The sequence below is a fragment of the Candidatus Tisiphia endosymbiont of Xenochironomus xenolabis genome (assembly GCF_964264705.1).
Taxonomy (GTDB): domain Bacteria; phylum Pseudomonadota; class Alphaproteobacteria; order Rickettsiales; family Rickettsiaceae; genus Tisiphia.
In genome coordinates, this window is sequence record NZ_OZ183473.1 from 579,780 (window position 1) to 603,257 (window position 23,478).

At 31.3% G+C, this 23,478-nt stretch carries 21 protein-coding genes, 1 tRNA gene and 1 pseudogene; 9 read left to right on the forward strand and 14 right to left on the reverse strand.

Going from position 1 to position 23,478, the window contains the following annotated elements; genetic code table 11:
• Positions 1–14: 14 nt before the first annotated feature.
• Together rpsR and rplI are read left to right on the forward strand one after the other, a co-directional pair.
• Positions 15–299 carry a 30S ribosomal protein S18 gene (rpsR, locus tag ACFELY_RS02885; protein ID WP_341750523.1) on the forward strand — a complete coding sequence of 95 codons (285 nt, stop codon included), beginning with the start codon at positions 15–17 and terminating at the stop codon, positions 297–299.
• 13 nt (positions 300–312) lie between these two features.
• The gene (gene rplI, locus ACFELY_RS02890; protein WP_341759612.1) at positions 313–864 is read left to right on the forward strand and encodes a 50S ribosomal protein L9; all 552 of its coding nucleotides are present in this window, start codon (positions 313–315) and stop codon (positions 862–864) included.
• 223 nt (positions 865–1,087) lie between these two features.
• Here rplI and ACFELY_RS02895 read toward each other — a convergent pair whose 3' ends face one another.
• The 5 genes and pseudogenes from ACFELY_RS02895 to cmk all read right to left on the reverse strand — a co-directional run bounded on the left by ACFELY_RS02895 (position 1,088) and on the right by cmk (position 7,368).
• Positions 1,088–4,279, reverse strand: a complete 3,192-nt coding sequence (locus ACFELY_RS02895) for an FAD-dependent oxidoreductase (protein WP_375333580.1) — start codon at positions 4,277–4,279, stop codon at positions 1,088–1,090.
• A 158-nt stretch (positions 4,280–4,437) separates the two neighbouring features.
• Positions 4,438–4,672: pseudogene (locus ACFELY_RS02900) on the reverse strand (IS481 family transposase); the annotation flags it as partial.
• Entirely contained in the window at positions 4,639–4,791 is a 153-nt protein-coding gene (locus tag ACFELY_RS02905; RefSeq protein WP_375333581.1) for a hypothetical protein, read from the reverse strand. The pseudogene ACFELY_RS02900 and the gene ACFELY_RS02905, both read right to left, overlap by 34 nt.
• Positions 4,772–6,517, reverse strand: a complete 1,746-nt coding sequence (locus tag ACFELY_RS02910) for a 30S ribosomal protein S1 (RefSeq protein ID WP_375333582.1) — start codon at positions 6,515–6,517, stop codon at positions 4,772–4,774. The genes ACFELY_RS02905 and ACFELY_RS02910 overlap by 20 nt, the downstream gene beginning before the upstream one ends.
• Positions 6,518–6,717: 200 nt before the next feature.
• Entirely contained in the window at positions 6,718–7,368 is a 651-nt protein-coding gene (cmk, locus tag ACFELY_RS02915) for a (d)CMP kinase (protein WP_375330129.1), read from the reverse strand.
• Between the two features lie 161 nt (positions 7,369–7,529).
• Here cmk and ACFELY_RS02920 point away from each other — a divergent pair.
• Positions 7,530–7,606 (forward strand) — tRNA-Val (locus ACFELY_RS02920).
• Between the two features lie 131 nt (positions 7,607–7,737).
• On the opposite strand, the gene ACFELY_RS02925 is transcribed toward ACFELY_RS02920, so the two are convergent.
• The 3 genes from ACFELY_RS02925 to trxA are packed head-to-tail and all read right to left on the reverse strand — an operon-like array spanning position 7,738 to position 9,591.
• On the reverse strand, positions 7,738–8,514 hold the full coding sequence (locus ACFELY_RS02925; RefSeq protein WP_375333583.1) for an ABC transporter permease: 777 nt from the start codon (positions 8,512–8,514) through the stop codon (positions 7,738–7,740).
• Positions 8,514–9,251, reverse strand: coding sequence for an ABC transporter ATP-binding protein (locus ACFELY_RS02930; RefSeq protein ID WP_375333584.1), 738 nt, complete (start codon positions 9,249–9,251; stop codon positions 8,514–8,516). Before ACFELY_RS02930 ends, ACFELY_RS02925 begins: the two co-directional genes overlap by 1 nt.
• A 16-nt stretch (positions 9,252–9,267) precedes the next feature.
• Entirely contained in the window at positions 9,268–9,591 is a 324-nt protein-coding gene (trxA, locus tag ACFELY_RS02935) for a thioredoxin (protein WP_375333585.1), read from the reverse strand.
• 335 nt (positions 9,592–9,926) lie between these two features.
• On the opposite strand from trxA, the gene ACFELY_RS02940 reads away from it, so the two are divergent.
• Complete coding sequence (locus ACFELY_RS02940; protein WP_375333586.1) at positions 9,927–10,694, forward strand: N-acetylmuramoyl-L-alanine amidase; 768 nt, start codon at positions 9,927–9,929, stop codon at positions 10,692–10,694.
• Positions 10,695–10,743: 49 nt separating this feature from the next.
• On the opposite strand, the gene ACFELY_RS02945 is transcribed toward ACFELY_RS02940, so the two are convergent.
• On the reverse strand, positions 10,744–11,619 hold the full coding sequence (locus ACFELY_RS02945; RefSeq protein WP_375333587.1) for a pyruvate, water dikinase regulatory protein: 876 nt from the start codon (positions 11,617–11,619) through the stop codon (positions 10,744–10,746).
• Positions 11,620–12,013: 394 nt separating this feature from the next.
• Between ACFELY_RS02945 and hemE the strand changes: the two genes are divergently transcribed.
• The 4 genes from hemE (at position 12,014) to ACFELY_RS02965 (ending at position 16,690) form a co-directional block, all read left to right on the forward strand.
• Positions 12,014–13,033, forward strand: coding sequence for a uroporphyrinogen decarboxylase (gene hemE, locus ACFELY_RS02950; protein WP_375333588.1), 1,020 nt, complete (start codon positions 12,014–12,016; stop codon positions 13,031–13,033).
• Complete coding sequence (gene hemH / locus ACFELY_RS02955) at positions 13,011–14,108, forward strand: ferrochelatase (RefSeq protein ID WP_341759604.1); 1,098 nt, start codon at positions 13,011–13,013, stop codon at positions 14,106–14,108. Before hemE ends, hemH begins: the two co-directional genes overlap by 23 nt.
• 27 nt (positions 14,109–14,135) lie before the next feature.
• Positions 14,136–14,573: a protoporphyrinogen oxidase HemJ gene (gene hemJ, locus ACFELY_RS02960; protein WP_375333589.1), complete on the forward strand. Its 438-nt coding sequence runs from the start codon at positions 14,136–14,138 to the stop codon at positions 14,571–14,573.
• A 164-nt stretch (positions 14,574–14,737) separates the two neighbouring features.
• Positions 14,738–16,690 carry a primosomal protein N' gene (locus ACFELY_RS02965; protein ID WP_375333590.1) on the forward strand — a complete coding sequence of 651 codons (1,953 nt, stop codon included), beginning with the start codon at positions 14,738–14,740 and terminating at the stop codon, positions 16,688–16,690.
• Here ACFELY_RS02965 and ACFELY_RS02970 read toward each other — a convergent pair.
• Together ACFELY_RS02970 and ACFELY_RS02975 are read right to left on the reverse strand one after the other, a co-directional pair.
• The gene (locus ACFELY_RS02970) at positions 16,687–17,109 is read right to left on the reverse strand and encodes a type II toxin-antitoxin system VapC family toxin (RefSeq protein ID WP_375333591.1); all 423 of its coding nucleotides are present in this window, start codon (positions 17,107–17,109) and stop codon (positions 16,687–16,689) included. The genes ACFELY_RS02965 and ACFELY_RS02970 overlap by 4 nt on opposite strands.
• Positions 17,109–17,363: a type II toxin-antitoxin system Phd/YefM family antitoxin gene (locus ACFELY_RS02975; protein ID WP_375333592.1), complete on the reverse strand. Its 255-nt coding sequence runs from the start codon at positions 17,361–17,363 to the stop codon at positions 17,109–17,111. The genes ACFELY_RS02970 and ACFELY_RS02975 overlap by 1 nt, the downstream gene beginning before the upstream one ends.
• Before the next feature lie 356 nt (positions 17,364–17,719).
• On the opposite strand from ACFELY_RS02975, the gene ACFELY_RS02980 reads away from it, so the two are divergent.
• The gene (locus ACFELY_RS02980) at positions 17,720–19,048 is read left to right on the forward strand and encodes an MFS transporter (RefSeq protein WP_375333593.1); all 1,329 of its coding nucleotides are present in this window, start codon (positions 17,720–17,722) and stop codon (positions 19,046–19,048) included.
• Between the two features lie 355 nt (positions 19,049–19,403).
• Here ACFELY_RS02980 and ACFELY_RS02985 read toward each other — a convergent pair whose 3' ends face one another.
• From ACFELY_RS02985 to ACFELY_RS02995, 3 genes are all read right to left on the reverse strand, one after another.
• On the reverse strand, positions 19,404–20,084 hold the full coding sequence (locus ACFELY_RS02985; RefSeq protein WP_375333594.1) for an HD domain-containing protein: 681 nt from the start codon (positions 20,082–20,084) through the stop codon (positions 19,404–19,406).
• A 152-nt stretch (positions 20,085–20,236) separates the two neighbouring features.
• Entirely contained in the window at positions 20,237–22,096 is a 1,860-nt protein-coding gene (locus ACFELY_RS02990; RefSeq protein WP_375334118.1) for a heme lyase CcmF/NrfE family subunit, read from the reverse strand.
• A complete protein-coding gene (locus ACFELY_RS02995) occupies positions 22,089–23,363 on the reverse strand; it encodes an HlyC/CorC family transporter (protein ID WP_375333595.1) in 1,275 nt (424 codons plus the stop codon). The genes ACFELY_RS02990 and ACFELY_RS02995 overlap by 8 nt, the downstream gene beginning before the upstream one ends.
• Positions 23,364–23,478 lie beyond the last annotated feature (115 nt).

Here is a 23,478-nt window from a genome sequence, read left to right on the forward strand (position 1 = left end):
TGGAAAAGATTAAAATGTTTGAAAATGATGCTACTGACTCCAAGTCAATGACTAGAATGGCTGATAGAACCAATAAAAGGGTGTTTTTTAGAAAACGTAAAGGTTGCCCTCTCTCTATTGCAAATGCTCCAATAATTGATTACAAGAATCCTGACTTGTTAATAAAATTTGTATCGGAGGGTGGCAGAATGCTACCTAGCAGGATCACCAATGTATGTGCCAAAAAACAAAGAAAACTGAAAAATGCTATAAAAATTGCTAGAATTCTAGCATTGTTACCTTTTGTGTTTCAAGTTTGAGCAGAGGAATAAAATGGAAGTTATTTTGATTAAACCCGTAAGAAAGCTCGGGAAAATTGCAGAAATTCTTAAGGTAAAAAAAGGATTTGCTCGTAATTATCTTATCCCTAGGAAATTAGCAATTAGGGCAACAGAGATTAATAAACAGTTCATAGAAACTCAAAAACATGATCTTGAGGAAAAAGACCTAAAAATAAGATCTGAGGCAGAAGCTATTAATAATATCATAAGTAGTAAAGAACTGGTCTTTATTAGACAGTCTTCTGATGATGGTCGGTTGTTTGGTTCAGTGAATAATAAAGAAATTGCCGAAAGTTTATCTAAGGCTTCTTCACAGTTAATATCACATTTAAATATCATTCTTAACAAGCCAATAAAATCAACAGGTGTATTTGTGGTAGAGGTCAGGTTGCACGCTGATCTTAGCACAAACATAACAGTAATTGTGGCACGATCAGAATCTGAAGCACAAGATTATGCAAGGAGCAACAAGCAAGATGCTATTAGTCCTCTTGAGAGTTTTGATCAACAAGAAAATTTTACTCCTAACGATGGAGCAATATAAGATTAGAAACTAGTTTTGAAAAGAGGCTTCTTGTATAAGTCGATCTAGTTGGTGATTATTTTTTGTTGAAATTTTCTTCCACTCTTCATAGCTTGTCCAAAAGCTAAGTAATAGAAGTAAGTATCCTACCAAGAAGTAATCAACTCATAGCCAAAAAAATCACGTTTTCATTCCAATTAATTTTAGTTTGCGGACAAACTCTATATACTATAAGAAAAATTAACTATAATTTTTCCTGCAGAGAATTTTGTTCTAAACGACTCTTAAGCCCTATGAAATCGACTATTTTTGCATCTTGCTCCTGGCAGGCACAAGTAAAAATATATCTATTTTTGTCTGTAATTTTTTGAATACATTGCCCACAAATACCTTTCATCATACACTGCATAGGAGAATTAATGCTTACTATTAGTTGGGGTTTTTTACCAAAAAAATCATCTTTTTTATCTCTTATAGCTTGCATCATTTCTGAAACACCGGCGGCTATTATCCTATCTATAGCCAAATTCTCCCAGAGAGAACAATACCCCATTATAGCATACAGCAAATTACCCTTAACACTAATATCTTTCGACCGATTTTTTGATAAAATCCCCTCTTCACAACACCAAACTACTATATCAGCTGATTCTTCAATTTTTTCTTGATAAAATCTATCTTGTAAATTTTTATAACCAGCAAAATATATAATTTTACAATTATTATTTTTAAGAGCCTTGGCTATTGAGCATAAAACAGCATTTCCAACCCCTCCTCCAATAAGAACTATATTATTATCTTTTAATATCTCAGTTGGCTTACCATTAGGCCCCATTAGTACTACCTGCTCATTTTTCGATAAATATCTACATAAATTACTTGATTTACCACTTTGCCAAACTATCAAATGAATTAACCCATTTTTTGAATCAACATAAGCTCCAGCAATAGCCAAAGGTTCAATAATTTTTGCAATATCACTAGAATAATTTTGCAAACGGAAAAATTGCCCTGGTTGAAAATTCTTAGCAGCAAGAGGAGAATGTATTACAAGCTCTACTATCTTATCAGATAGAATATTAACCTCTTCAATACGACTCGTTAATAGATAATCTAGTTTAGCAAAGAAATATATATAACTACCAGGAAAAATTGGACTATTTTTGGTAAGTTTTTCTCCGATATTTTTATATCCCTCTTTACTACTTGCTATGGCTTTAACCACACTTCCAGAGTATAAAGGATTACAATCACCAAAATATGTTATATTATCTTCTAAATGATTATTTACTACCTCTTTATCGATACCTATTGCCATCAGTACAGTTCGTGCCTTAAATTTTTTTCTTACACCTAAATTATCAAATTCTATCGATTGGGTATAGTTGTACTGATCAACATCAATACCTAAAGGTATCATATCCTCAACAAATTTTACACCATCCCCCATAGCATACATCACTTCCTCAGGGTTTAACTTATAGGCAGGAGAATCTTTTAATTTACCCCTATAACAAATTGTTACTCCGCCTAATTCGTCTAGGATTTGCTTGATAGATGGTCTAGTTTGTGCTTGCTTAAATAATTTTGCATGCAAAATAAATTCTTCAGCTATTAATCTATCCTCATTTGTCCAATGTTGCTCTGTGTGCTTTTTACCATTCTTTACAACTGATAACTGATAGTTCTTTAAAAACTTTTCTACTTGTAATTTATAATAATTTAAGCTTTCAGTTGCTGCATCAATAGCGGTCAATCCACCACCAATAATGATAATAGGCATCCTGATAAGTAAATTAGTGATAGATTGCTCTAAAAAAGCTCCTCCTGATTGCAAGGTCATTAGAAAGTCGGAAGCTGTTCTAACACCTTTTGCAAGAAAATTTCTCATCTCAACGATTTTGGGTTTAGCAGCCCCAGTACACAAGGCAACATGATCAAATCCCAAATGGTATACCTGCTCCATAGTTATATTGCTATCCAGGCTTACACTACCAAAAATCTTAAACCGACTATTTCTTTGTAACATCAGACGTAATATCGTCAAATTATTTTTATCCCATCTTGGAGTAATACCATATTCAGCTACTCCGCCAAAGCCTCCTGGTATTCTCTCTGATAAGTTTTTTTTATAATCAGACCAATATTTAATAGGTTGGTTAACATCAAAAGGCAATGGGGTGATTTTTAAACCATCTATGGCTACTACATCATGCCCATCCCGTAATAAATAATGACTTAAACTAAAGCCAGCTGGTCCTTGACCAACTACTAAAACCTTATAATTAGTTGGAAGATTTGGTAAAGGAGCAAAAATGTTAAGCGGATTCCAATTGGTAAGTAATAAATATATTTCTACCCCATAAGGCAAAAGCAGAGTAGTCTCTAAGATATTAGATTCAACAAGAGGAATATCCACAGCTTGTTGCTTTTGATAGATGCAAGCATTGGAACAATCATTACAAATTCTGTGACCAGTAGCAGCTACCATTGGATTATCAATGATAATAATAGCAAGGGCAGCTAGATTAAATCCCTTTGATTTTACATAATTCATCTCAGAGATTTTTTGCTTCAGCGGACATCCCGACTTTGACAGCATACTTTTCTGATTTGAGTATATTGCTGATAATAACCCTTTAGAGCATGAGTCTTTTTCCTGTTTATGACAATAGATACAATAATGAGTATTATTTAAAACTACATCTAGATTGGACGTAGAATCTAAATAATCAAATCCTATTCTTGCATTGTTTCTATACTTAGCGACTTTTTCATGGTCTATTAGATTATCTTTATCTATTTTTTGGGGTAGAGAAAATAATTGGCTTTCAACATTATTGTAAACCATAAAAGCCGCATATTTTGCTGCTATATCTAACTCAGAAGCATATTTTTCAGCATCTAATTGCCATTCCATTACTTGACGAGCAAACTTATTCGTAAAATCACTTTTGTCATTCTCGCATAGGTGGAAATCTAGTTCCCGTACCAAAGCAGGATGACACATACCACAAGGGTGACATCCTACTTTCAAAAGTTTTTCTAGAGAATTTGATACACTAGCAAAATCAATCTCTTGTAATTTCTCATAAGGATATTTTTTTACTGCAACACGCTGAACAAATTTTCTCTTACATTCGTAAATTATATCAAACTCTTGATGGCTAAGTCTTATATTTGCTATTTCTTGCTCGATATCAAATAATTCAGCTAGAAAATCATCAAAAATAGGTGAAATTTCTAATAAAAAATCTGAGTAATATTTCTGATCAACTTGCTCAGGATTAGTTCTTAATGATAAAATAGTTTGATAGAGAGAATAACTATGACTACACAGGAAATTTAAAAAAATTTCATCTAATTTTTTTAGACCTTGTAAATTGTTTAAATCAACAAAGTCTAAACCGGAATTTAAACCAAGAACAAGTGTCATACCGTAATTCTAATTATGGTTTTGTAGGCTACAAGCTAACCCGAATAGCATTACGTCGTCATTGCGACAGTAGCTTTGCTGAAATGAAGTAAACCCACTCGTTTTCTTAAATTGCTTCGTCACTACTAAAGTAACGCTTTGCTAAACTGAAAAGATAAGTGTTTACGAAATACTATACACATAGCTTCTTCTTCAGAAATTAATACTGTAGAAGATGGTTCTTTGAAACCCATACAACTATCTTGTAATGTAGTTCGTTTCTTCCACTTAGCAACTGTTTTAGGATTAATAGAATATTTTCTTGCTAAACCTCTTTAAGCTCTCTTGACTACTTTGGATTGCAAAACTTATTGCCTCTGTCATTTTGGCACAGCCGTGTAATATTTGTCCCATAATTCCTCTCTTGATGGTAATTCTTTATAATATACTCCATTATACCCTGGGACTAAACACCTAGTAGCCTTATGCAAAAAGTCTGTTATTAATACACCATTATTGTTTTTTACTATCATCTTTACTATCGTCAAGAGCTGCTCCAAGTATGTCTCCTAGACTAGCACCACTATCAGCAGAACCATATTCTTTGATAGCTTTTTCTCTCCTGTCTATTTCAAGGGCTTTTATTGATAAAGTAACTTTACGAGATGCTTTATCAATGGTGATGATTTTTGCATCAATTCTGTCATTAGGGGCAAATCTTTCAGTTTTTTGTTCGGTTTTTTCACTAGAAAGATCAGCCTTCTTGATAAAGCCCGATACTTTATCGTCTAAAGCCACTTCTATTCTATCATCTTGAACTGCAGTGACTAAGCAAGTAACGATCATATTTTTTTTGTACAGCTCAAATTCATCTTGCTGCATCTCTTCACTTAATTGTTTAATACCTAAACTTATACGTTCTTTTTCAATATCAATTGATAGAACCTTACATTCTATTTGATCATTCTTTTTATATGTTTTTAACAATTCAGTACCATTACCTTCCCAGCTTATATCCGTTTCATGAATCATGCCATCAATGTTATCATCAAGTGCTACAAACATACCAAAGTCAGTAATATTCCGTATTGGAGCTTTAATTATACTACCTATTGGATTAAGCTTAGCAAACTCAATAAGGGGGTTATCTTGACATTGTTTAATACTTAAAGATATTCTATGTTTATCAGTATCAACTTCTAAAATGGTGAATTGCACTTCTTGACCGATAGTAAGCATTTTTTTAGGATGCTGATTTAATTTCACCCAACTAATTTCACTTGAATGTACAAGACCCTCAATACCATCTTTTAGCTCAATAAATACTCCATAATCAGCAATATTTGTTACTTTACCGGTCATTATCGTACCAACCGGAAATTCTTCTTTTATACTTTGCCATGGATTATGATCAAGTTGCTTCATACCAAGTGAAATTCTCTTAGTTTCTTCATTAAATTTTATAACTATAACCTTAACTTTTTGATCTAGAGATAAAACTTCTGAAGGGTGATTTATTCTGCTCCATAAAATATCAGTAACATGCAATAGACCGTCTACATTACCTGAACTACCTAAAGCAATAAATGCACCGTAATCAGTGATATTTTTTACTGTACCATCTAATATTATCCCTTCCTTAATTTTCGATAACATTTCATCCCTAGCCTCAGATCTTGATTCCTCAAGTATGGCTCTTCTAGAAACCACAATATTACCAAGTTTCTTATCCATTTTTAAAATTTGGAATGGCTGCTTGATACCCATTAACGAAGAAATATCTTTTATTGGTCTAACATCTACCTGACTTCCAGGCAAGAAAGCAACAACCCCTGATACATCAACGGTAAATCCCCCTTTAACACGCCCAAATATTACACCATCCACAAACTGCTTTTGAGCACATGCAATTTCTAAATGTCCCCATGATTCTTCTCTAATAGCTTTTTCACGGCTTAATATAGTTCTACCATTGCGACCTTCAATTTTCTCAATATATACATCAACTATATCACCAACTTCTGGTAAAGGTTGATTACTAGCCAAGGCAAATTCTTCTACCGGAACTCTACCTTCATTCTTTAAGCCAACGTCAACTATGATAATTCCTTTGGCGATACCTACTACTTGACCTTTGACAACAGTACCTTCTTTTATATGGCTAGTACTTATGCTTTCAAGCATTTGTGCAAAATCTTCATGAGATTGAAGGCTAATTTCTGCAAGTTGGGAAACAAATTTTTTCTTAATTTTTTGCATATTATTCTCTAATACTAGTTGTGCCACCTAGTATAATAAATATAGTTAATTGATTTGAATTTAATCGAGCGAGTTGCTTAGATGTTGACCTAATTTTAGGTTTCACTTCTATCACACTGATCAGCAAATCCAACTAAATTAACTATGAATGGTTAATAAATGTAGATAAAACAACCTATTGCACATAAAATATGTTGATATTACCTAACTAAAATAAACTCCATAATCTTATCAATCACTTTTTCTGGTGATAGATAAGAAGTATCAATTTCTAAAGTTCCTGGAGAGACAGTTAACGGAGCGATATCACGCTCTATATCTCTTTTATCTCTCGTTTCCAGTTGCTTTAGAACTACATCAAAAAGACATTCTCCATCTTTCTTTTGCAGTTCTTTATACCTTCTTTTTGCTCTAATAACAATATCTGCTTTAATAAAAATCTTTAAATCAGCCTTCGGTGCCACTACTGTTCCAATATCTCTACCTTCCATTACAATTCTAGGAATTGTTTTTATTAATTTTACCAAATATATTCCCAGATTATTTCTTACTTCCGGTATAACGGCAAGCTGTGAGGCTATATTACCTACAACCTCACTATCAAGTTCTGAATTTTTTATATATTCCGTGGATTTAGATAATTCAATTATTCTATTTATATCAGTAAGATCAATTTTTTGCTTTATACAAGAAAGAGCAAGGCTTCTGTATACAATACCTGATTGAAAATAGGTGAGCTCAAGTTTTTGTGCTAACATTCGTCCAATTGTACTTTTACCTGATGCCGCTGGACCATCCAGTGCCACTACAAAATTATTGCAGATATCCAAAGCTTGAGATTTTAAGGTCATTTACTTATAATTTTATGGCAGATTCTAGCTGAATATTTAAAATAATGCAAATAAAACTTGAAATTGAAGCTATTATATATTAGACATGTTACTACAAAAATTTTAGTGTATATTTGAATATTTTGTTGATTTAAGTATAAAATTAAATCATGAGAAAATAAGGGCGGTTAGCTCAGTTGGTTAGAGCATTACGTTGACATCGTAAAGGTCGGTGGTTCGAGTCCACTACCGCCCACCAGTACCTATCAGGCTTTCAGGGTTTTTATAGTCTTAATAACCATTTCATATGTAACTCATATGCCACTTCTCAGACAAAAATCCTGAAATTTGACCTACAAAAAAATCTATTTTTAACCATGTTAAAAAGTATCATACATAATATATGACATTTTTAGCAAAAAACCTATAACTAATATAACTAAAGAAGGTAACAATAACAGTTACAATAATAGACTTGATAATCACGAATGCATCTGGCAGTATTCCTTCTGTTACTAGGAATTGAACTGGTCTTATAACAAGAAAAATAGGATTAATTTCAAAGAGTATCCTTTTTGATTCTGGTACCATAGAATATGGATACACTATTGGTATACTCCAATATACAACACTAAAAATTAGATTTAAAATTTGAGGAACATCTCGTATATATGGGGTTAAAAATGCAAAGGCAATAGAGCTACTACATACAGAAATAATTAACGGTAAGACAAGAATTGGCACAAAAAATATATTTACACTAAGTCTTTCAGGATATAAGATGATAAAAGCTATATACATAGCTGCAAATGAATAAACTAGAGTATAAACTTGTGCCAAACTATCCGATATAGGAAAGATAGTTCTAGAAATTATGATCTTTTTTATAATTCCACTACGACTAATTAATGAATTTGATGATATATTTAAGCTAGTAGTAATAAAAGTCCATAATGGTATAGCTCCAACTAAATTCATAATCATTGTTTCTCTTGGTTGTTTAAGTAAAAATCCAACAAAATATGAAATAGTTATTATATAGACAAAAGGCTGAACTAACCCCCATAATGAACCCAAGAAAGAATCTTTATTTTGACGAGATATAGAAGCTTGGGTTAATAATATTACTGCCAACCAGTATTTTTTGGAAAAAAAATACTTTAACATTAGTAATTCCCACTATTATAAATTTCTAATATTTCACTTGGATTGCCATCCGCGATAATACTACCTTCCTTTAATAATATACATCTATTACAATTACCCCTAATAATATTTTCCTGATGACTTACTAATATTAGAATTGGTATATTTTGTAACTTATTCTTCATAAAATTAGTAGATTTTTCAACAAAATAACTATCACCAGTAGCAAAAATTTCATCTAGCAAAAGAATATCTGCATCTTGAAAAACCGATACAGAGAAAGCTAATCTTGATAACATACCAGAACTATAATTTTTTACTGGTAAATCTATCTTACTACCTAGTTCAGAAAAAATTATAATCTCTTGTTCTAATTCTTTACTGTATCTACTTAACATATTATTATAAAGCATAAGCATTTTAATGTTTTCTCTGCCAGTTTGTTCTAACTCAAATCCTATGCCAGTCTCAATGATAGCGGCAAAATCACCATGAACTTTAACTGTTCCAAATTTTAATGGATAAATTCCAGCAATTACCTTAAGCAAAGAACTTTTTCCAGAACCATTACTACCAATAAAGGCAATTCTTTCACCTGTTTTACAGGAAAAATTTATATTATTTAAGATAGGAATTGACGAAGGAAAAATACTACCACCTTTAATAAGAAAACGCCTTAAGCTTTCTACTCTTTGTTGATTGTTGATTCCTTCAACAAAACCATCAACTATTTCTATAGATACTAGTTTAGACGTCATATACTAAAAACATGATTTACATTTTTATTGAAGAATCAATCCATTCTTCAATAGCATTTTTAGGAAATAATCCAGTCTTAGTAGCTAGTTGTTTGCCATCTTTGAATAGAATCATCGTAGGTATAGCACGGATACCTAAACTTGAAGGTGTATTAGGATTTTGCTCTATATCCATTTTAACAATTTTTACCTTTCCTACCAATTCCTTACTCAATTCTTCAAGAATAGGAGTCAACATTTTGCATGGTCCACACCATTCAGCCCAAAAATCAACTAATACAGGATCAGTAGATTGTAAAACTTCTTTATCAAAAGAATCATCTGTTATATTACTTGTCATAGTCCCTTAATTATTTAGTTATTAAACACACTAATATATCATAAATTTTAAGATACAATAGTTCCTACATATTAGCAATAACTTGTTGCATAAGCCAAGATTATAGTTATACTTTTTTAAGTATAGCTATCCGATTAGCATTACTCCATCTATTATCAGGGGGGCATAATTTTATGAAGCAAACCATTTCTGATTATTTTCCTGGGTTACTTCATCGTTATTAATTACTATCTTCTGACTAATAGACATCTAAATTTGGTGTAATGTTATTTGGTTAGCCATATGTACATATTTAATACTTTCAAGAAAATTAAAATTATCATGAGGAGGATCAAATGAGTAAGCAAAATAATGGTATTAGTCGTACTAATCATTGTAAATTTTCTGCACCTAGAGAAGGAATAGAACCAAGTTGTGTTGTGCTAACCTATTCAGTTAGCCCAACATTAGACCAAGCATCAATTGCTTTGCAAGGAAGAGGAGCAAGTGTACATTACATAATAGATAAAGATGGTAACCAATATCAATATCATAATGACTTAGAGTCAAAAACATTTTTTGCCGGCAATAGTAGTTGGAAAGGACAAAAAAAAGTTAATGATTTTGGCATATCTATCATGCTTGTTAATGATTCAGAAAGTAATTTTACATCTTCTCAAATAGACAGATTAAAAGCATGTCTTACAGATATTAAAGAAAGATATCCTGATTTAAATATTAAGGATGATCTTGTTGGTCTTGGTGAAGTAGCTGAAAAACATGTGGCACCTGGAAAACTCTTTCCTTGGAAAACTCTTGCAGAAGATGGTTTTGGTAAATTTATAGACACTACAAAAGAACAACAAGAAAAAATACTAATACGCAAGGATGCTCAAGGAGAAACAGTTTCTAATGTTCAATCTCAGTTAAAAAATCATGGTTATAATATTTCAGTTGATGGAATATGTGGTAACAAAACTGTACAATGGTTTGAGAAATTTAATGCGCGATATGTCCCAAAACAAGAATTATCAAACAGTTGGTCTGAAGCAGATCAATATGTTTTAGATAATCTTCATCCTAATCCTGTCGTTGATTTAGTAGGTGATTCTTTAATCATATAACAATATGTAATTCGAGCGTCATTGCGAGGAGAATGGATTGCCACGACCACTATGTGGTCTCGCAATGACCTCTTGTACTTTTAAACATTCGCTGTTTAGCATAATTTGTTAAAACAGACTTATTACGATCATAGTAAAGTTTCATAATCACAGAAGCAGTTTCTTCTACAGATCTTCTTGAAACATCAATTACCGACCATCCTTGTTGTTCACAAATTTGTTTTACTTGCATACATTCTTCCTGGACTATTTTAAAATTAGTATAGCTAGTATTATCGCTTATCTGTAAAGAATGCATTCTAGTTTCTCTTATTTCAATCAATCTAGCTGGATCAATAACTAAACCAACTATAAGTTGTTTTGTTACATTTCCTAAAATATCTAAAAATGGATAACCATGTATATAAGGTATATTTGCCGTTTTAAATCCATTATATGCTAAATATACAGAAGTAGGTGTTTTTGAGGTTCTAGAAGGACCAACCAGAATAATATCAGCTTCGTCTAATTCACTAGTCATCTGACCATCATCATGTCTAAATGTATAATCAATAGCATGAATTTTATCAAAATAACTTTCATCAAATTCATAATCATAAACTAAACTTCCTTCTGTTTCTACACCTAAAAAAGCTGAAATTTCTTTTACGATTCTACCTACGACAGAAATACAAGGAATTTTCAAATCATAACAAAATTTAGTTAAATTTCTTCTTAGTTCATAATCTAAAATAGTGTATAATACCAAGCCTGGCTTCATTTTAATTTTTCTCAAAACCTCATTCAACAATTCTACATTTCTTAACATTGGCCAATGATATAATTTTGACTCAATTTTACTAAATTGTGACAAAGCAGTATGAGCTGCATGCTTAACTGCTTGTACTGAAGAGTCTGAAACCAAGTGAATAACTAGCTTGTTCATAACTTATTAGTATTTGTGGATAATTCTTTATTCATACTTTAATATCTATATTAAAATTAACCAGTAATTAGGTATATATATCATGTATCAAGAGGTTAATAACCTATAAAATACAAAGAATAACTTTGTGGATAATTTTGTGTGTAAAATGCTAGATATCCAATATCCATCACATTTCCTAACTTTAAACACATAAATTACTATAATTATCCACTTAAAAAATAATTATATAAATAATGTGAGTAATAATTACAATCAATATATTATACTAAGTAATTTAACAATAAAAAATGTGTATAACTACGTGTATATATAATATATCTACATATAAACAATCTCTACAACAACTAAAAAAATACTATATAACTATATATGATTAATATGGACTATATTTATGAACCAGATATTACAAACTTTTAAGAAAAATAATAATTATACTCCAATTTGGCTAATGCGTCAGGCTGGTAGATATTTACCTGAATACCAAAAAATAAGAAAAACTGTTAGTGGTTTCCTAAATTTATGTTATGATGTTAATAAGGCTGTAGAAGTTACCTTACAACCCATAAGAAGATATAATTTTGATGCAGCTATAGTTTTTTCTGATATTCTTGTTTTACCTGATGCACTAGGCTGGGATGTTAAATTTGAAGAAAATATAGGACCAATATTACGTAAATTTCAATCAAAAGAAGATTTTAAATATCTTAAAGAAAATTCTAGTGAAAAATTAAATATAGTTTATGAGATAATAAATAAAATTAAAGCAAATTTGCCAATTGATACTGCACTAATAGGCTTTGCCGGTAGTCCATGGACGGTAATGACTTATATGCTTGAAGGAAGAGGTAAACAAAATTTTGAGACAAGTAAAAGATTTATTTATGAAAATAATAATTTAGCACAAGAACTTCTAGACTTTATCACTGAGAAGACTATTATCCACTTAATAGGACAAGTAAGAGCTGGAGCGGACTTAGTACAATTATTTGATTCATGGGCAGGGATATTAGAAGAGACAGAATATGACCAGTTTGTTATACAACCAACAAAAAAAATAGTAACAGCTTTAAAAGAACAATTTCCTTACTTACCTATTATAGGTTTTCCAAGAGGTTCTGGGCTTTTATATGAAAAATATATTAATAATACTGGTGTAGATGTTATTGGGGTGGATCAATTTGTACCGGTTAGTTCTATGAAATTATGGAGCGAAAAAATTATTGTACAAGGTAATCTAGATCCTTTTATATTACTTACTAATCAAGAGATTATTGAGGAAAAAGTTAGTAAAATAATTTTAAATTTTAAAAAAAAGAACTTTATATTTAATCTTGGACATGGTATATTACCAAATACACCAGTTGAAAATGTTGAGTTTTTAGTTAATTATGTCAGAAAATTTAGATATTAAAATCTCTCAAAAAAAAGTAGCTATTGTACTTTTTAATCTTGGTGGACCAGAGAGTTTAAGCTCAGTTAAGCAGTTCTTATTTAATTTATTTTATGACAGAGCGATTATTAATCTACCAAATCCTCTGAGATTTATTATTGCTAAAATAATATCAATTACCAGGAATAAAAAATCTCAAAAAATATACTCTCTAATAGGTAATAAATCACCTATTTTACAGGAAACAGAATCTCAGAAAGATGCTATTATAGAAAAGTTAAAAAATACTATAAATGATGATTTTAGAGTTTTTATAGCAATGCGTCATTTTTCTCCTAATTCTGAAGAAGCCGTAAGAAGAATAAATGAATATAATCCTTCAGAAATAATATTATTACCATTATATCCACATTTTTCTAGCACTACTACTGGGTCTTCGATTAAAGATTTTGTATCTTCTTTTCAAAAAAATATACATTCAAATTTAGATATACCAATTAAAACTATTTGTTGTTATCCCATTGATGATCAATTTATTAAATCTCACTTACTGTTAATAAAAAAATCATTAAAAAAGTTAAAAAACAAAGATATTTTTCGCATATTATTTTCAGCTCATGGATTACCTACAAAAATAATAAAAGCAGGTGATCCTTATCAATGGCAAATTGAAAAAACTGTAGAAAATATAGTGTCTAATCTTAACATAGATAATTTAGATTATAAAATAACTTATCAAAGCCGTGTTGGTCCGGTGGAATGGTTAAAACCTAACACAGAGGATGAAATTGAAATAGCTGGTAAAGAAAATAAACCTCTTATAATAGTTCCAATAGCATTTGTATCAGAGCATGTTGAAACATTAGTAGAATTAGATATTGAATATAGAAAAATAGCTGACAAATATGGGATAGAATATATTAGAACTCCCACTGTGGGGGTAAATGAATTATTTATTAATAGTCTAACTAAGATGATATCAAATTTAATTGATTGTGGAGAAGAAACAAAAAACTTGATATGTAGTTCAATTAACAAGAAAATATGTCCTGGTAATTTTACTATGTGTCCTTGTATATTCAATTCAGGAATTTAAAAAATTAAGTAACAGGAGATAATATTAATGGCTAGTTATTATTTATGGTTTAAAGCATTCCATCTTATATCGGCAATTTCTTGGATGGTGGGTTTATTATACTTGCCAAGATTATATGTATATCATTCTAGAGTGGCGGTAGGGAGTGAATCTGATAAAACATTTCAGTTAATGGAAAGTAAGTTGCTCAGAATAATTATGAATCCTGCTATGATAAGTACCTATACTTTAGGTATAATCAATAGTTATATATATGGGTTAGTAGCTTTAGGAACATGGTTTTATATAAAAATGACAGCAGTTTTAGGCATAACTATTTTTCACGGTTTATTATCTAGATGGCGAAAGAATTTTGTTGATGGAAAAAATAATCATTCTGAGAAATTTTATCGTATGGTCAATGAAGTGCCGGCATTATTGATGATCATAGCGGTTATTATGGTTATTGTTAAACCATTTGATTAATTTTATGTAATTACCTATTAGTGTATTGAAAAAATAATGTATAGTCAATTAATGGGAAGTTAGGGACGTTTCCACTCGTCGCTTGTCTATTACTTATAGGTATTATTCCTAGCCCCAATGACTATATAGTTTAATATGATAAAATAGTATAAAAATGAATTTTAATGCAAATTGCTAAAATATTATTGCCATTAGCTAATCTTTTTCCATTAGATTATTCAATTCCAAATAAATTAGAATTAGCTATAGGGGATTTAGTAATAGTTCCTTTTAGAAATAAGGAATTAACTGGTATAGTCTGGCAGTTAGATATTGAAGTCTCAGAGAAATATAACAAAATCAAATCTATTAAACAGAAAGTACCACTTGAATTTAAACTTAATCAAGAGATATTATCGCTAATTAAGTGGGCTGCTAATTATTACATGGTAGAGCTTGGTTCAATTGCAAAATTGGTTTTACCAATTGATATTGCTGAGCAACCTATAAAAGTAAAACACCAAGAATTAAATAAAGATTTTACTTTACCACCCCTCTCAATAGATCAACAAAAGGCACTTTCTCTATTAGGTCAATCAGATAAACCATCAATTATTAAGGGATTAACCGGATCAGGTAAAACAGAAGTTTATTTTCATTTATTAGCTAAATATTTGAGGCAAGGTAAGCAAATATTGATAATGTTACCAGAAATTGCTTTAAGTCAACAAATTATAAATCGTTTTATAGAAAGATTTGGCTTTAATCCAATAATATGGAATTCAGCAGTTACTAAAGCTCAGAAAAAGATGATTTTAAGAGGTTTGCTGAACAATGAAATTAAAGTCATAATTGGTGCTAGAAGTAGTTTATTCTTACCGTACCCTAGTCTTGGATTAATTATTATTGATGAAGAGCATGATAGTTCTTATAAGCAAGATGATGGTATATTATATAATGCTCGTGACGTAGCAATATTGCGGGGAAGCCTATCTGCAACAAAAGTAGTATTATGCTCAGCTACTCCATCTATTGAAACAATTTATAATGTAAATACAGATAAATATCAATTAATTGAATTGTCAAGTCGTTACCAAGATGCAACTTTACCAGAAATTCAAATAATAGATATGAAGAAGGAGAATTTACCAAAAAATTCTTATTTATCTACAAAGTTAATAGAGTTAATTCGTGAAAAGCTGGTAAGCAAAGAGCAAGTATTATTATTTCTAAATCGTAGAGGTTATGCTCCGTTAATGTTGTGTAAGCTTTGTGGTTATCGTTTTACTTGTAATTATTGTTCTGCTTGGTTAGTGGTACATAAATCTAGTAAAAAACTTGAATGTCACTATTGTGGTTATCAGAGTAGGATTCATATTTTTTGTCCAGATTGTTTAGAAAAAGATTCTTTAACTATCTGTGGTCCTGGAATTGAGAGAATTGAAGAAGAAACTAGGAGTATTTTTCCTGATAGTAAAATTGCTGTAATTAGTAAAGATTATTCTCAAAAATCTAAAGACATACAAGAATTACTATATAAAATGGAGCATTTGGAAATTGATATTTTAATTGGTACTCAGATGATTACTAAAGGTTATCATTTTCCCAATCTTACCTTAGTGGGTGTTATTGATGCTGATCTTGGAACAGTTAATAGTGGAGATTTACGATCAAGTGAACGTAATTATCAATTACTTCATCAAGTTGGAGGTAGGGCAGGAAGAGAAGATAAAAAAGGTGTAGTATTAATGCAAAGTTATTATCCAGATAATGCTATATTTAGCTATATAAAAAATGGAGGAGATCAATTTTTGCAATATGAGCTTAAAACAAGACAAGCAGAAAATATGCCACCTTTTACCAAAATGGCATCGATAATTTTATCTGGAAAAAGTGAGCATAAAGTGTTTGAAATATCCAAAAATTTAGTTGCCATTGCTCCAAAAAGTTCAGCACGAATACTTGGACCATCTAGTGCATTAATGTCTAAATTAGCAGGAAAATTTCGTTATCGTATCTTAATCATAGTAGATAGGAAATTTAATCTACAGAAATTCTTGCAAATATGGTTAAGTTTAATCAAAATCCCTTCTTTTTGTCACTTGAAAATAGACATTGATCCTAAGAATTTTCATTAATTGACTATGTCCAAAAAAATCTCTACTCCATTTATCTGACAAGCATTTATTAAATCATTGTCTTTAGTAGCAATACCTAATCCTTCGTGCATAGCCAATAATAAGTAATTTGCGTCATATGAGGTCAGTTTATTACTACGAGCGGTATTTATAATCTCAGACATAGAAAATGATAAATCAGAAATGTATATTGCTAAAGAACCTAACAAATCTATAAACCTAGTTGAGTCAGCATTTTTTAGTCTACCGCATTTTTCAGCCATAAGCAAAACGTTGATTACTTCAAGGCTCCAAAGTGGTGGTACCAAAGCTTTGGATTGAGTAAGAGAGTTAAGAACCATTTCGGAATAACTATCAAATTCATCTTCAAAGCACCATGACATAGTAACGGAGCAATCCAATATAAAAGACTTAGTCATTATTTTCTTCCTGCTGTTATTAACTCTTTGAGAGATAAACCAGCGAGTTTTTTTCCTTGACGAAATTCACCAAGATTTTTTATTGCTTCTTCAATATTGAACCTTTGTTGGGAAGGAATGGGCATAAGAATTGCAATTGGTGCATTATGTTTTAAAATAGTGAATTTCTCCCCATCTTTTACTCTTTTAATAAGATTAGAAAAATGTGTTTTTGCTTCAAATGCACTAATTTGGTTAGAAAGCTTTTCTTTCATAATATTTGCTGATTAAATTAAATATAAACTAGTATTAAACTAGTTTATATTTATATCTGATAATGTCAATATTATTTCTGGTGTAAGTTTGATAATACTAGGAGGCTACCTGCGATAACTAATTAATCATATTTTGAGCTATAGTCAATTGATGAGAAGTTGGTGACGTCGTCGCTCCATCACTCCTAGCCCCAAATTCTCCTGAATTAACTATATCTTAATTTTAGTTTGCGGACAAGCTCTCAAGTGAAGATTTATTAATGTTTGGTGATATTGTTTACTAAATTTTATTATTTTACTTTTAATATTATTTTTTTCTTGCTATCATCAATAGCCAAGCTATTGATGGTAAAAAAATGATAGGGTACCCTCAAGAACAAAGAAGTTTAAAAAAACAACAAAAAGAAACTATGTGGTTATTGTCAATAGGAACATTCCTTGAATATTTTGATTTGATGATATATGTTCACATGGCGATATTTCTTAATGAATTATTTTTTCCCAAAACCGACCCACACACTACTTCTTTGTATTATGCAGCTACTTTTTGCTCAACTTACTTACTTAGACCATTAGGTGCTTTAATATTTGGATGGATAGGTGATAATATAGGGCGTAAGCAAACAGTTATCATCACAACTATTACAATGGCTGTATCATGTGTTGTTATGGCTAATCTGCCTACTTATGCACAAATAGGGAGCTTAGCGGCTTGGATAGCGATCATCTGCCGAGCTGTTCAAGGTATATCTTCTATGGGTGAAATAGTAGGGGCAGAACTTTATTTAACTGAAATGCTTCATCCACCTATACAATATGCAAGTGTTGGATTGATAGGGGTTTGTGCTATCCTAGGAACGTTAGCTGCTTTAGGAGTTGCCTCACTTGTTGCTTCTCATATCTTTAACTGGCGTATGGCATTTTGGATAGGTGCAATAGTTGCATTAATTGGTTCAGTAGCTCGTACAAAATTAAGAGAGACACCAGAATTTGCTGATGCAAAGCATCGAATAAAAAAAGTTTTAAAAAAAACTAATACAGATATAAATATTTTACAAGACTATCCTCTTTTACAAGAAAAAGTTAATAAAAAAACAGCAATGGCTTTCTTTTTATTACAATGTGCCTTACCGGTATGTGTTTATTTTATTTATATATATTGTGGTAATATTTTAAAAACTAGCTTTGGTTACACATTGTCCGAAGTTATTTATCATAATTTTATTGTTTGTCTAATGGAGGTGTTAATCACATTAATATTATGTTATTTAAGTTTAGAAGTGTATCCATTAGTAACCATGAAAATTATACTGCTAATATTTTCTATTTTTATGATATTTTGTCCTTATTTATTAAATAATATTAATTCTCCTTGTCAGTTATTTTTCATTCAATTCTTTATAGTTTTATTTGGGAAATGCCTAAGTCCTGCTATTCCCATTTGTTTAAAAAGATTTCCTATATTAAAACGTTTTACCTGTGCTAGCATTACATTTTCTGGATCTCGTGCTTTAATGTATGTTATTAGCTCTTTTGGTTTTGTCTACCTTATTGAGTATTTTGGCAATTGGGGAATATGGTTTATTATGATTCCGACAATTATCGGTTTTGTCTATGGGTTATCTCATTTTGAAAATCTGGCAAAATCAGCTGAAATCATCTACTCAAAGAAATGTATAGTCTAGTACTACAGTTGTAGTTTAGATGTGAGCATTCACGATTTTTTTGTGATGAATAAAAAAACCTGATCACCAAGCGTCATTGCGAGGAGACCGTAAGGTCAACGAAGCAATCCATTTCTAATCACTTTCCTGGATTGCTTCGTCGGTCTGGCAACCTCCTCGCAATGACATCTTATACTTTAACCTTTTTTCCGTGAACACTCACATTCAATCTACAACTGTAGTACTAGGTTCCGTGAAAAAAATTTTAATTGTCTAGATTTTGAGTGTTTTTAAGCGAAAGTTGATAAGATTTTTGCAGGAATAGTGTACCTATTTCAAAAAAATATTATAACTTGCAGCTAAAAAGAGTCAAAATCTAGACAATTAAAATTTTTTTCACAGAACCTAGATCAAGTGGGTCATGGGTAATAGGTAAGTTTTGGTAACAGAGATCTGTTAATTGTTGCTCGGCTGTTGGTATTTCCAAGTAGAAACAAAGAGTTACAAAATAGGCTATAGTTTCCTTAACTATCTTCAGTGCCTTTTCCGGTGGTTTAACCCCTAGTGTTTGTAGGTTATGAATACGGTCAAATAATTTAATTAATGCCACGTCAAATCTCTTTTGTTGAGATAATAAATTCAAAATCTCTTTGGAGCTAATCTTGCCGTAAGGTTTGATCCTTGTTAGAGATTCCACTTGGCTAGCAACGTTACTCCCAAAAATTCGAGCAATCATCTCTTTGGTAAGGGCTGTATCTTCGATCGTGTCATGCAGTAAACTAGTAACGATCATGTCAGTTCTAAACAATTGGCGAATTTCTTGGGCTGTGTATTCGGCAACCATGTAAGCTACTTCTATTGGATGAGAGTAATAAGGTTCACCCGATTGCCTCATTTGACTATCATGATATTTCTTAGCGTAATAGATAGCTTTGATAATTTCTCTGATATCTACTGGTTGAGTTACTTCTTCATTTAGTAAAATCAATTTATTAAGTAACTTAGCAGAATATTCGCAAGGCTTAAACTTTGTCTGCCAATTTTTAAGATCTTCCATAAAATACCTCTCCATTATTTTAATTGTACATTAAATTAAAATAATATTACCAATGATTTTATGATATATTTTAAAATTCTTTTGGAATTTATGACAAATGTTTTCAATTACCTGCTCATAAGCAATGAGATCGAGTATAGTCTAATTAATAGTTATCGTAGGCAACCTCCTAAACTTTTGACGGAGCGACTAAATAGTCCAATTAAGAATCCTCCGGCTATAAGTATAATAGATAACCAGATAAGACTCATCATTGGTTTGTAATATATTTTTGCATGAATTACATCATCATCAATTTTACTTAACACCGCGTAAAGATCATAAGTTAAATAAGAATATATATTACTTTCTTGGGATAGTTGTTTTTCTATTATATAAAATCTATTTTCAGGTTTTAATATAGTGATATTATTTTGTTGATCCTGAATCCAAAATTCAGCAATTTGCCGATAATAGTTTTGGGCTGATGATACTCTAATATCTTTTAAAGTAACTTCAAATCCCTTTGCTGTCACCTTGTCTCCAACTTTGCCTATAAAATCTACTTCACTTTGTAATAATGAATTAACAGTAATAGTTAAAACAAGTAAGCCAAAGCCTAAATGTCCTAAGATCATGGTAATATTGGCTTTTAGTTTGGTTCTAAAAAAATGGCTCTTTGTTAATACATAATAACAATTTTGTATTATTAGAAAAAGAGAAAATGTTACAGCCCATGCTGAAATGAAGCCATACTGAATTTGGTATGAGCTGATAAACGTTATTGCAAAAGAACAAACTAAAATGAGTAGGTTTTTTTTTCTTATATGATTTCTTTGAGCGATACCAGCTAGTAGAACCGTTGGGATGATAAAAATTATAAAATTATTGATAAAAAATCTTTCACTAATGGTAACAGATTCTTGGTATAATAAAGAATAAACTACGGGGTAAATGGTGGAACATAGTAATACTAATAGAGCCGTTAAGAAAAATATACTTCCCCAAACAATAAGCTTGTGCTTGAATTGGTGTTTGTCTAATCCTATCGAATCAGGTTGAGTGATATTTTGCCCTTTTACTAGTAGTAGAACTAAGCTTGATATGGCAATAATAGCAAATATTGCCAGCATATAGATTGCCCGCTCAGCTGATGAGGCAAAAGAGTGAATTGAGGTGATTAGCCCCGAGCGTACTAAGAACGTACCGAACACTACGAACAAAAAAGTGAGGATGGATAAGGTTATCGTCCAATTTTTCATTCGTCCAGATTTGATTGTTACCAAGATTGAGTGATGTAGAGAGATAGCCGACAACCATGGTAGTAGGGAAATATTTTCTACTGGATCAAAAAACCAAAAGCCACCCCAGCCGAGTTCTCTATAAGCCCACCATGATCCTAGGGCTATTCCTAAGGTTAAAAAAATTATTCCTAAATTGCTAAATATTTTAATAGCTCTAAGATTAGCCGAGTCTAAGTTAGAGGTGAGCAACATAACGCAAGCCGATGTAAAAGGGGCGACATAACAGACCGAACCTAGATATAATATAGGTGGATGTATTATTAGGGCAATATCTTGAAGCATAGGGTTTAAGCCGAGACCCTGAGTGGGATGGAATGATAGGCTGTCAAATGGGTTGGAGGTAAAATAAATGAAGCTACTGAACAATAATTGTATTAGTGCTAGTACAATTATGTGGTAGACTCGAGTTGGATGGCTATTAAATAGTGCAATATAAATAACGCCTATAGTTTGCAATAAACACAGCCACAACAGGATAGACCCCTCATGACTCGCCCAACTGGCAGCAATTTTAAATCCTAGCGGCTTTAATGTACTAGAATTTAGAAAAACATTCTGTATAGAAAAATCCGATATAATAAATCCACATACTAATAGCAAAAAAGATAGTAATGTTGACAGCCAGCTACAGTAAAAAAATAAAGTACCTGCACGATATGAAGCAGTAATAACTGCTAGTACACTGAACAGCATTGCCAATATTTGTAGATAATTGCCAAGACTACTTATCACTTTCAAGTTCTTCATTTGGTAAAACAGTGACTTTTATGCTATCAAGTCTGTTGCCTATTTTTTTGTTAATAGTAATATTTAAATTAAATATCTTGACAGATTCTCCTTGATTGGGAATACGCTCAACTTCATGGATAATCAAGCCAGCTATGGTATTTGCATTATAATCAGGTAGATTCCAATTTAGTTCTCTATTTACATCTCTTATAGTTACAGATCCGTCAATAATAAACTCCACTTCAGATTTTTTTACAATTGTGTTAATAGGATAATCATGTTCATCAATAATAGGACCAACAATCTCTTCTAAGATATCTTCTAAAGTAATAATACCTTGTAAATCACCATATTCGTCAACAACACAAGCAAAATGGGTTTTTCTCTCTCTAAAAGCATGAAGTTGATGAGTGACCAAAGCATTATCAGGTATAAACCAAGGCTGACTTACTAATTCCTCGATATTAATTTTTTTTACATCGTTATTTTTTTCATAGAGAGCTCGGAGTAGATCTCGTATGTGAAGTACACCAATTATGTTGTCCTGAGTATCTTTCCATAATGGTATTCTGGTGTGAGGGCTGGATAATAATGCTTTCCTTACTATCTCCTCCTTAGGCAAATCTATATTAATGGCTATTACGTTGCTTCTGTGTATCATAATTTCAGATACTGTCATTTTCCTAATATCTAATATACCGCCTAACATATCACGGTCAGATTTATAAACATTACCTTCTTGATGATAATGTTCAATAACTCCCCTAACTTCCTCTGCTCCTGAGATATTTTGCTGTAGATTAATACGAAAAATAAAACAAAACCCTTTAACTATCAATTCAAAGATATAGTTAATTGGTCTCAAAATGTTTAAAAGATATATAATAGCTGGAGAAGTGAATAATGCTAACTGTTCTGCTTTTGCCACAGCAATAGCTTTCGGTATTATTTCACCAAAAACAATTATTAAGAAAGCCATAATTGCTGATGCCGCAATAGTCCCATTATCACCTAGCCAGTCGATAAATATACTGGTAGCAATCGTAGTACAAACAGTATTAAATAAGGTATTACCAATTAGTAATGTGCCAATTACCTTTTCTTTTTTCTTTAGAACCTGTAATACAATCGTGGCACGTTTGATGCCTTCTGCCTTAAATTTTTGTATTTTCCCAGGAGAAGAGGCGGTTATAGCCGTTTCAGTAGCTGAGAGTAGTGCGGAACATCCTATCATTAGAACAATAATGATTATCAAGAAAATAGTCATTGATCCTTTGTATAAATTATTTAGTATAAAGCTGATTATATTGCTAACTGAACAATTCCCCTAATACTTTTTTGCTGAAAAAATGGCGAAGGCAATCTCTTTCCTGAGTAGGCAA

Bases quoted from the DNA above. Each gene is read 5' to 3' on its own strand.
- rpsR (WP_341750523.1), top strand. From the start codon at position 15: ATGTTTGAAAATGATGCTACTGACTCCAAGTCAATGACTAGAATGGCT.
- ACFELY_RS02995 (WP_375333595.1), bottom strand. From the start codon at position 23,363: ATGACTATTTTCTTGATAATCATTATTGTTCTAATGATAGGATGTTCC.
- ACFELY_RS02975 (WP_375333592.1), bottom strand. From the start codon at position 17,363: ATGAAAGAAAAGCTTTCTAACCAAATTAGTGCATTTGAAGCAAAAACA.
- ACFELY_RS02910 (WP_375333582.1), bottom strand. From the start codon at position 6,517: ATGCAAAAAATTAAGAAAAAATTTGTTTCCCAACTTGCAGAAATTAGC.
- ACFELY_RS02985 (WP_375333594.1), bottom strand. From the start codon at position 20,084: ATGGAAGATCTTAAAAATTGGCAGACAAAGTTTAAGCCTTGCGAATAT.
- ACFELY_RS02980 (WP_375333593.1), top strand. From the start codon at position 17,720: ATGATAGGGTACCCTCAAGAACAAAGAAGTTTAAAAAAACAACAAAAA.
- ACFELY_RS02930 (WP_375333584.1), bottom strand. From the start codon at position 9,251: ATGACGTCTAAACTAGTATCTATAGAAATAGTTGATGGTTTTGTTGAA.
- hemJ (WP_375333589.1), top strand. From the start codon at position 14,136: ATGGCTAGTTATTATTTATGGTTTAAAGCATTCCATCTTATATCGGCA.
- ACFELY_RS02965 (WP_375333590.1), top strand. From the start codon at position 14,738: ATGCAAATTGCTAAAATATTATTGCCATTAGCTAATCTTTTTCCATTA.
- hemE (WP_375333588.1), top strand. From the start codon at position 12,014: ATGAACCAGATATTACAAACTTTTAAGAAAAATAATAATTATACTCCA.
- ACFELY_RS02970 (WP_375333591.1), bottom strand. From the start codon at position 17,109: ATGACTAAGTCTTTTATATTGGATTGCTCCGTTACTATGTCATGGTGC.
- trxA (WP_375333585.1), bottom strand. From the start codon at position 9,591: ATGACAAGTAATATAACAGATGATTCTTTTGATAAAGAAGTTTTACAA.
- ACFELY_RS02905 (WP_375333581.1), bottom strand. From the start codon at position 4,791: ATGATAGTAAAAAACAATAATGGTGTATTAATAACAGACTTTTTGCAT.
- ACFELY_RS02945 (WP_375333587.1), bottom strand. From the start codon at position 11,619: ATGAACAAGCTAGTTATTCACTTGGTTTCAGACTCTTCAGTACAAGCA.
- hemH (WP_341759604.1), top strand. From the start codon at position 13,011: ATGTCAGAAAATTTAGATATTAAAATCTCTCAAAAAAAAGTAGCTATT.
- ACFELY_RS02940 (WP_375333586.1), top strand. From the start codon at position 9,927: ATGAGTAAGCAAAATAATGGTATTAGTCGTACTAATCATTGTAAATTT.
- ACFELY_RS02925 (WP_375333583.1), bottom strand. From the start codon at position 8,514: ATGTTAAAGTATTTTTTTTCCAAAAAATACTGGTTGGCAGTAATATTA.
- cmk (WP_375330129.1), bottom strand. From the start codon at position 7,368: ATGACCTTAAAATCTCAAGCTTTGGATATCTGCAATAATTTTGTAGTG.
- rplI (WP_341759612.1), top strand. From the start codon at position 313: ATGGAAGTTATTTTGATTAAACCCGTAAGAAAGCTCGGGAAAATTGCA.
- ACFELY_RS02895 (WP_375333580.1), bottom strand. From the start codon at position 4,279: ATGACACTTGTTCTTGGTTTAAATTCCGGTTTAGACTTTGTTGATTTA.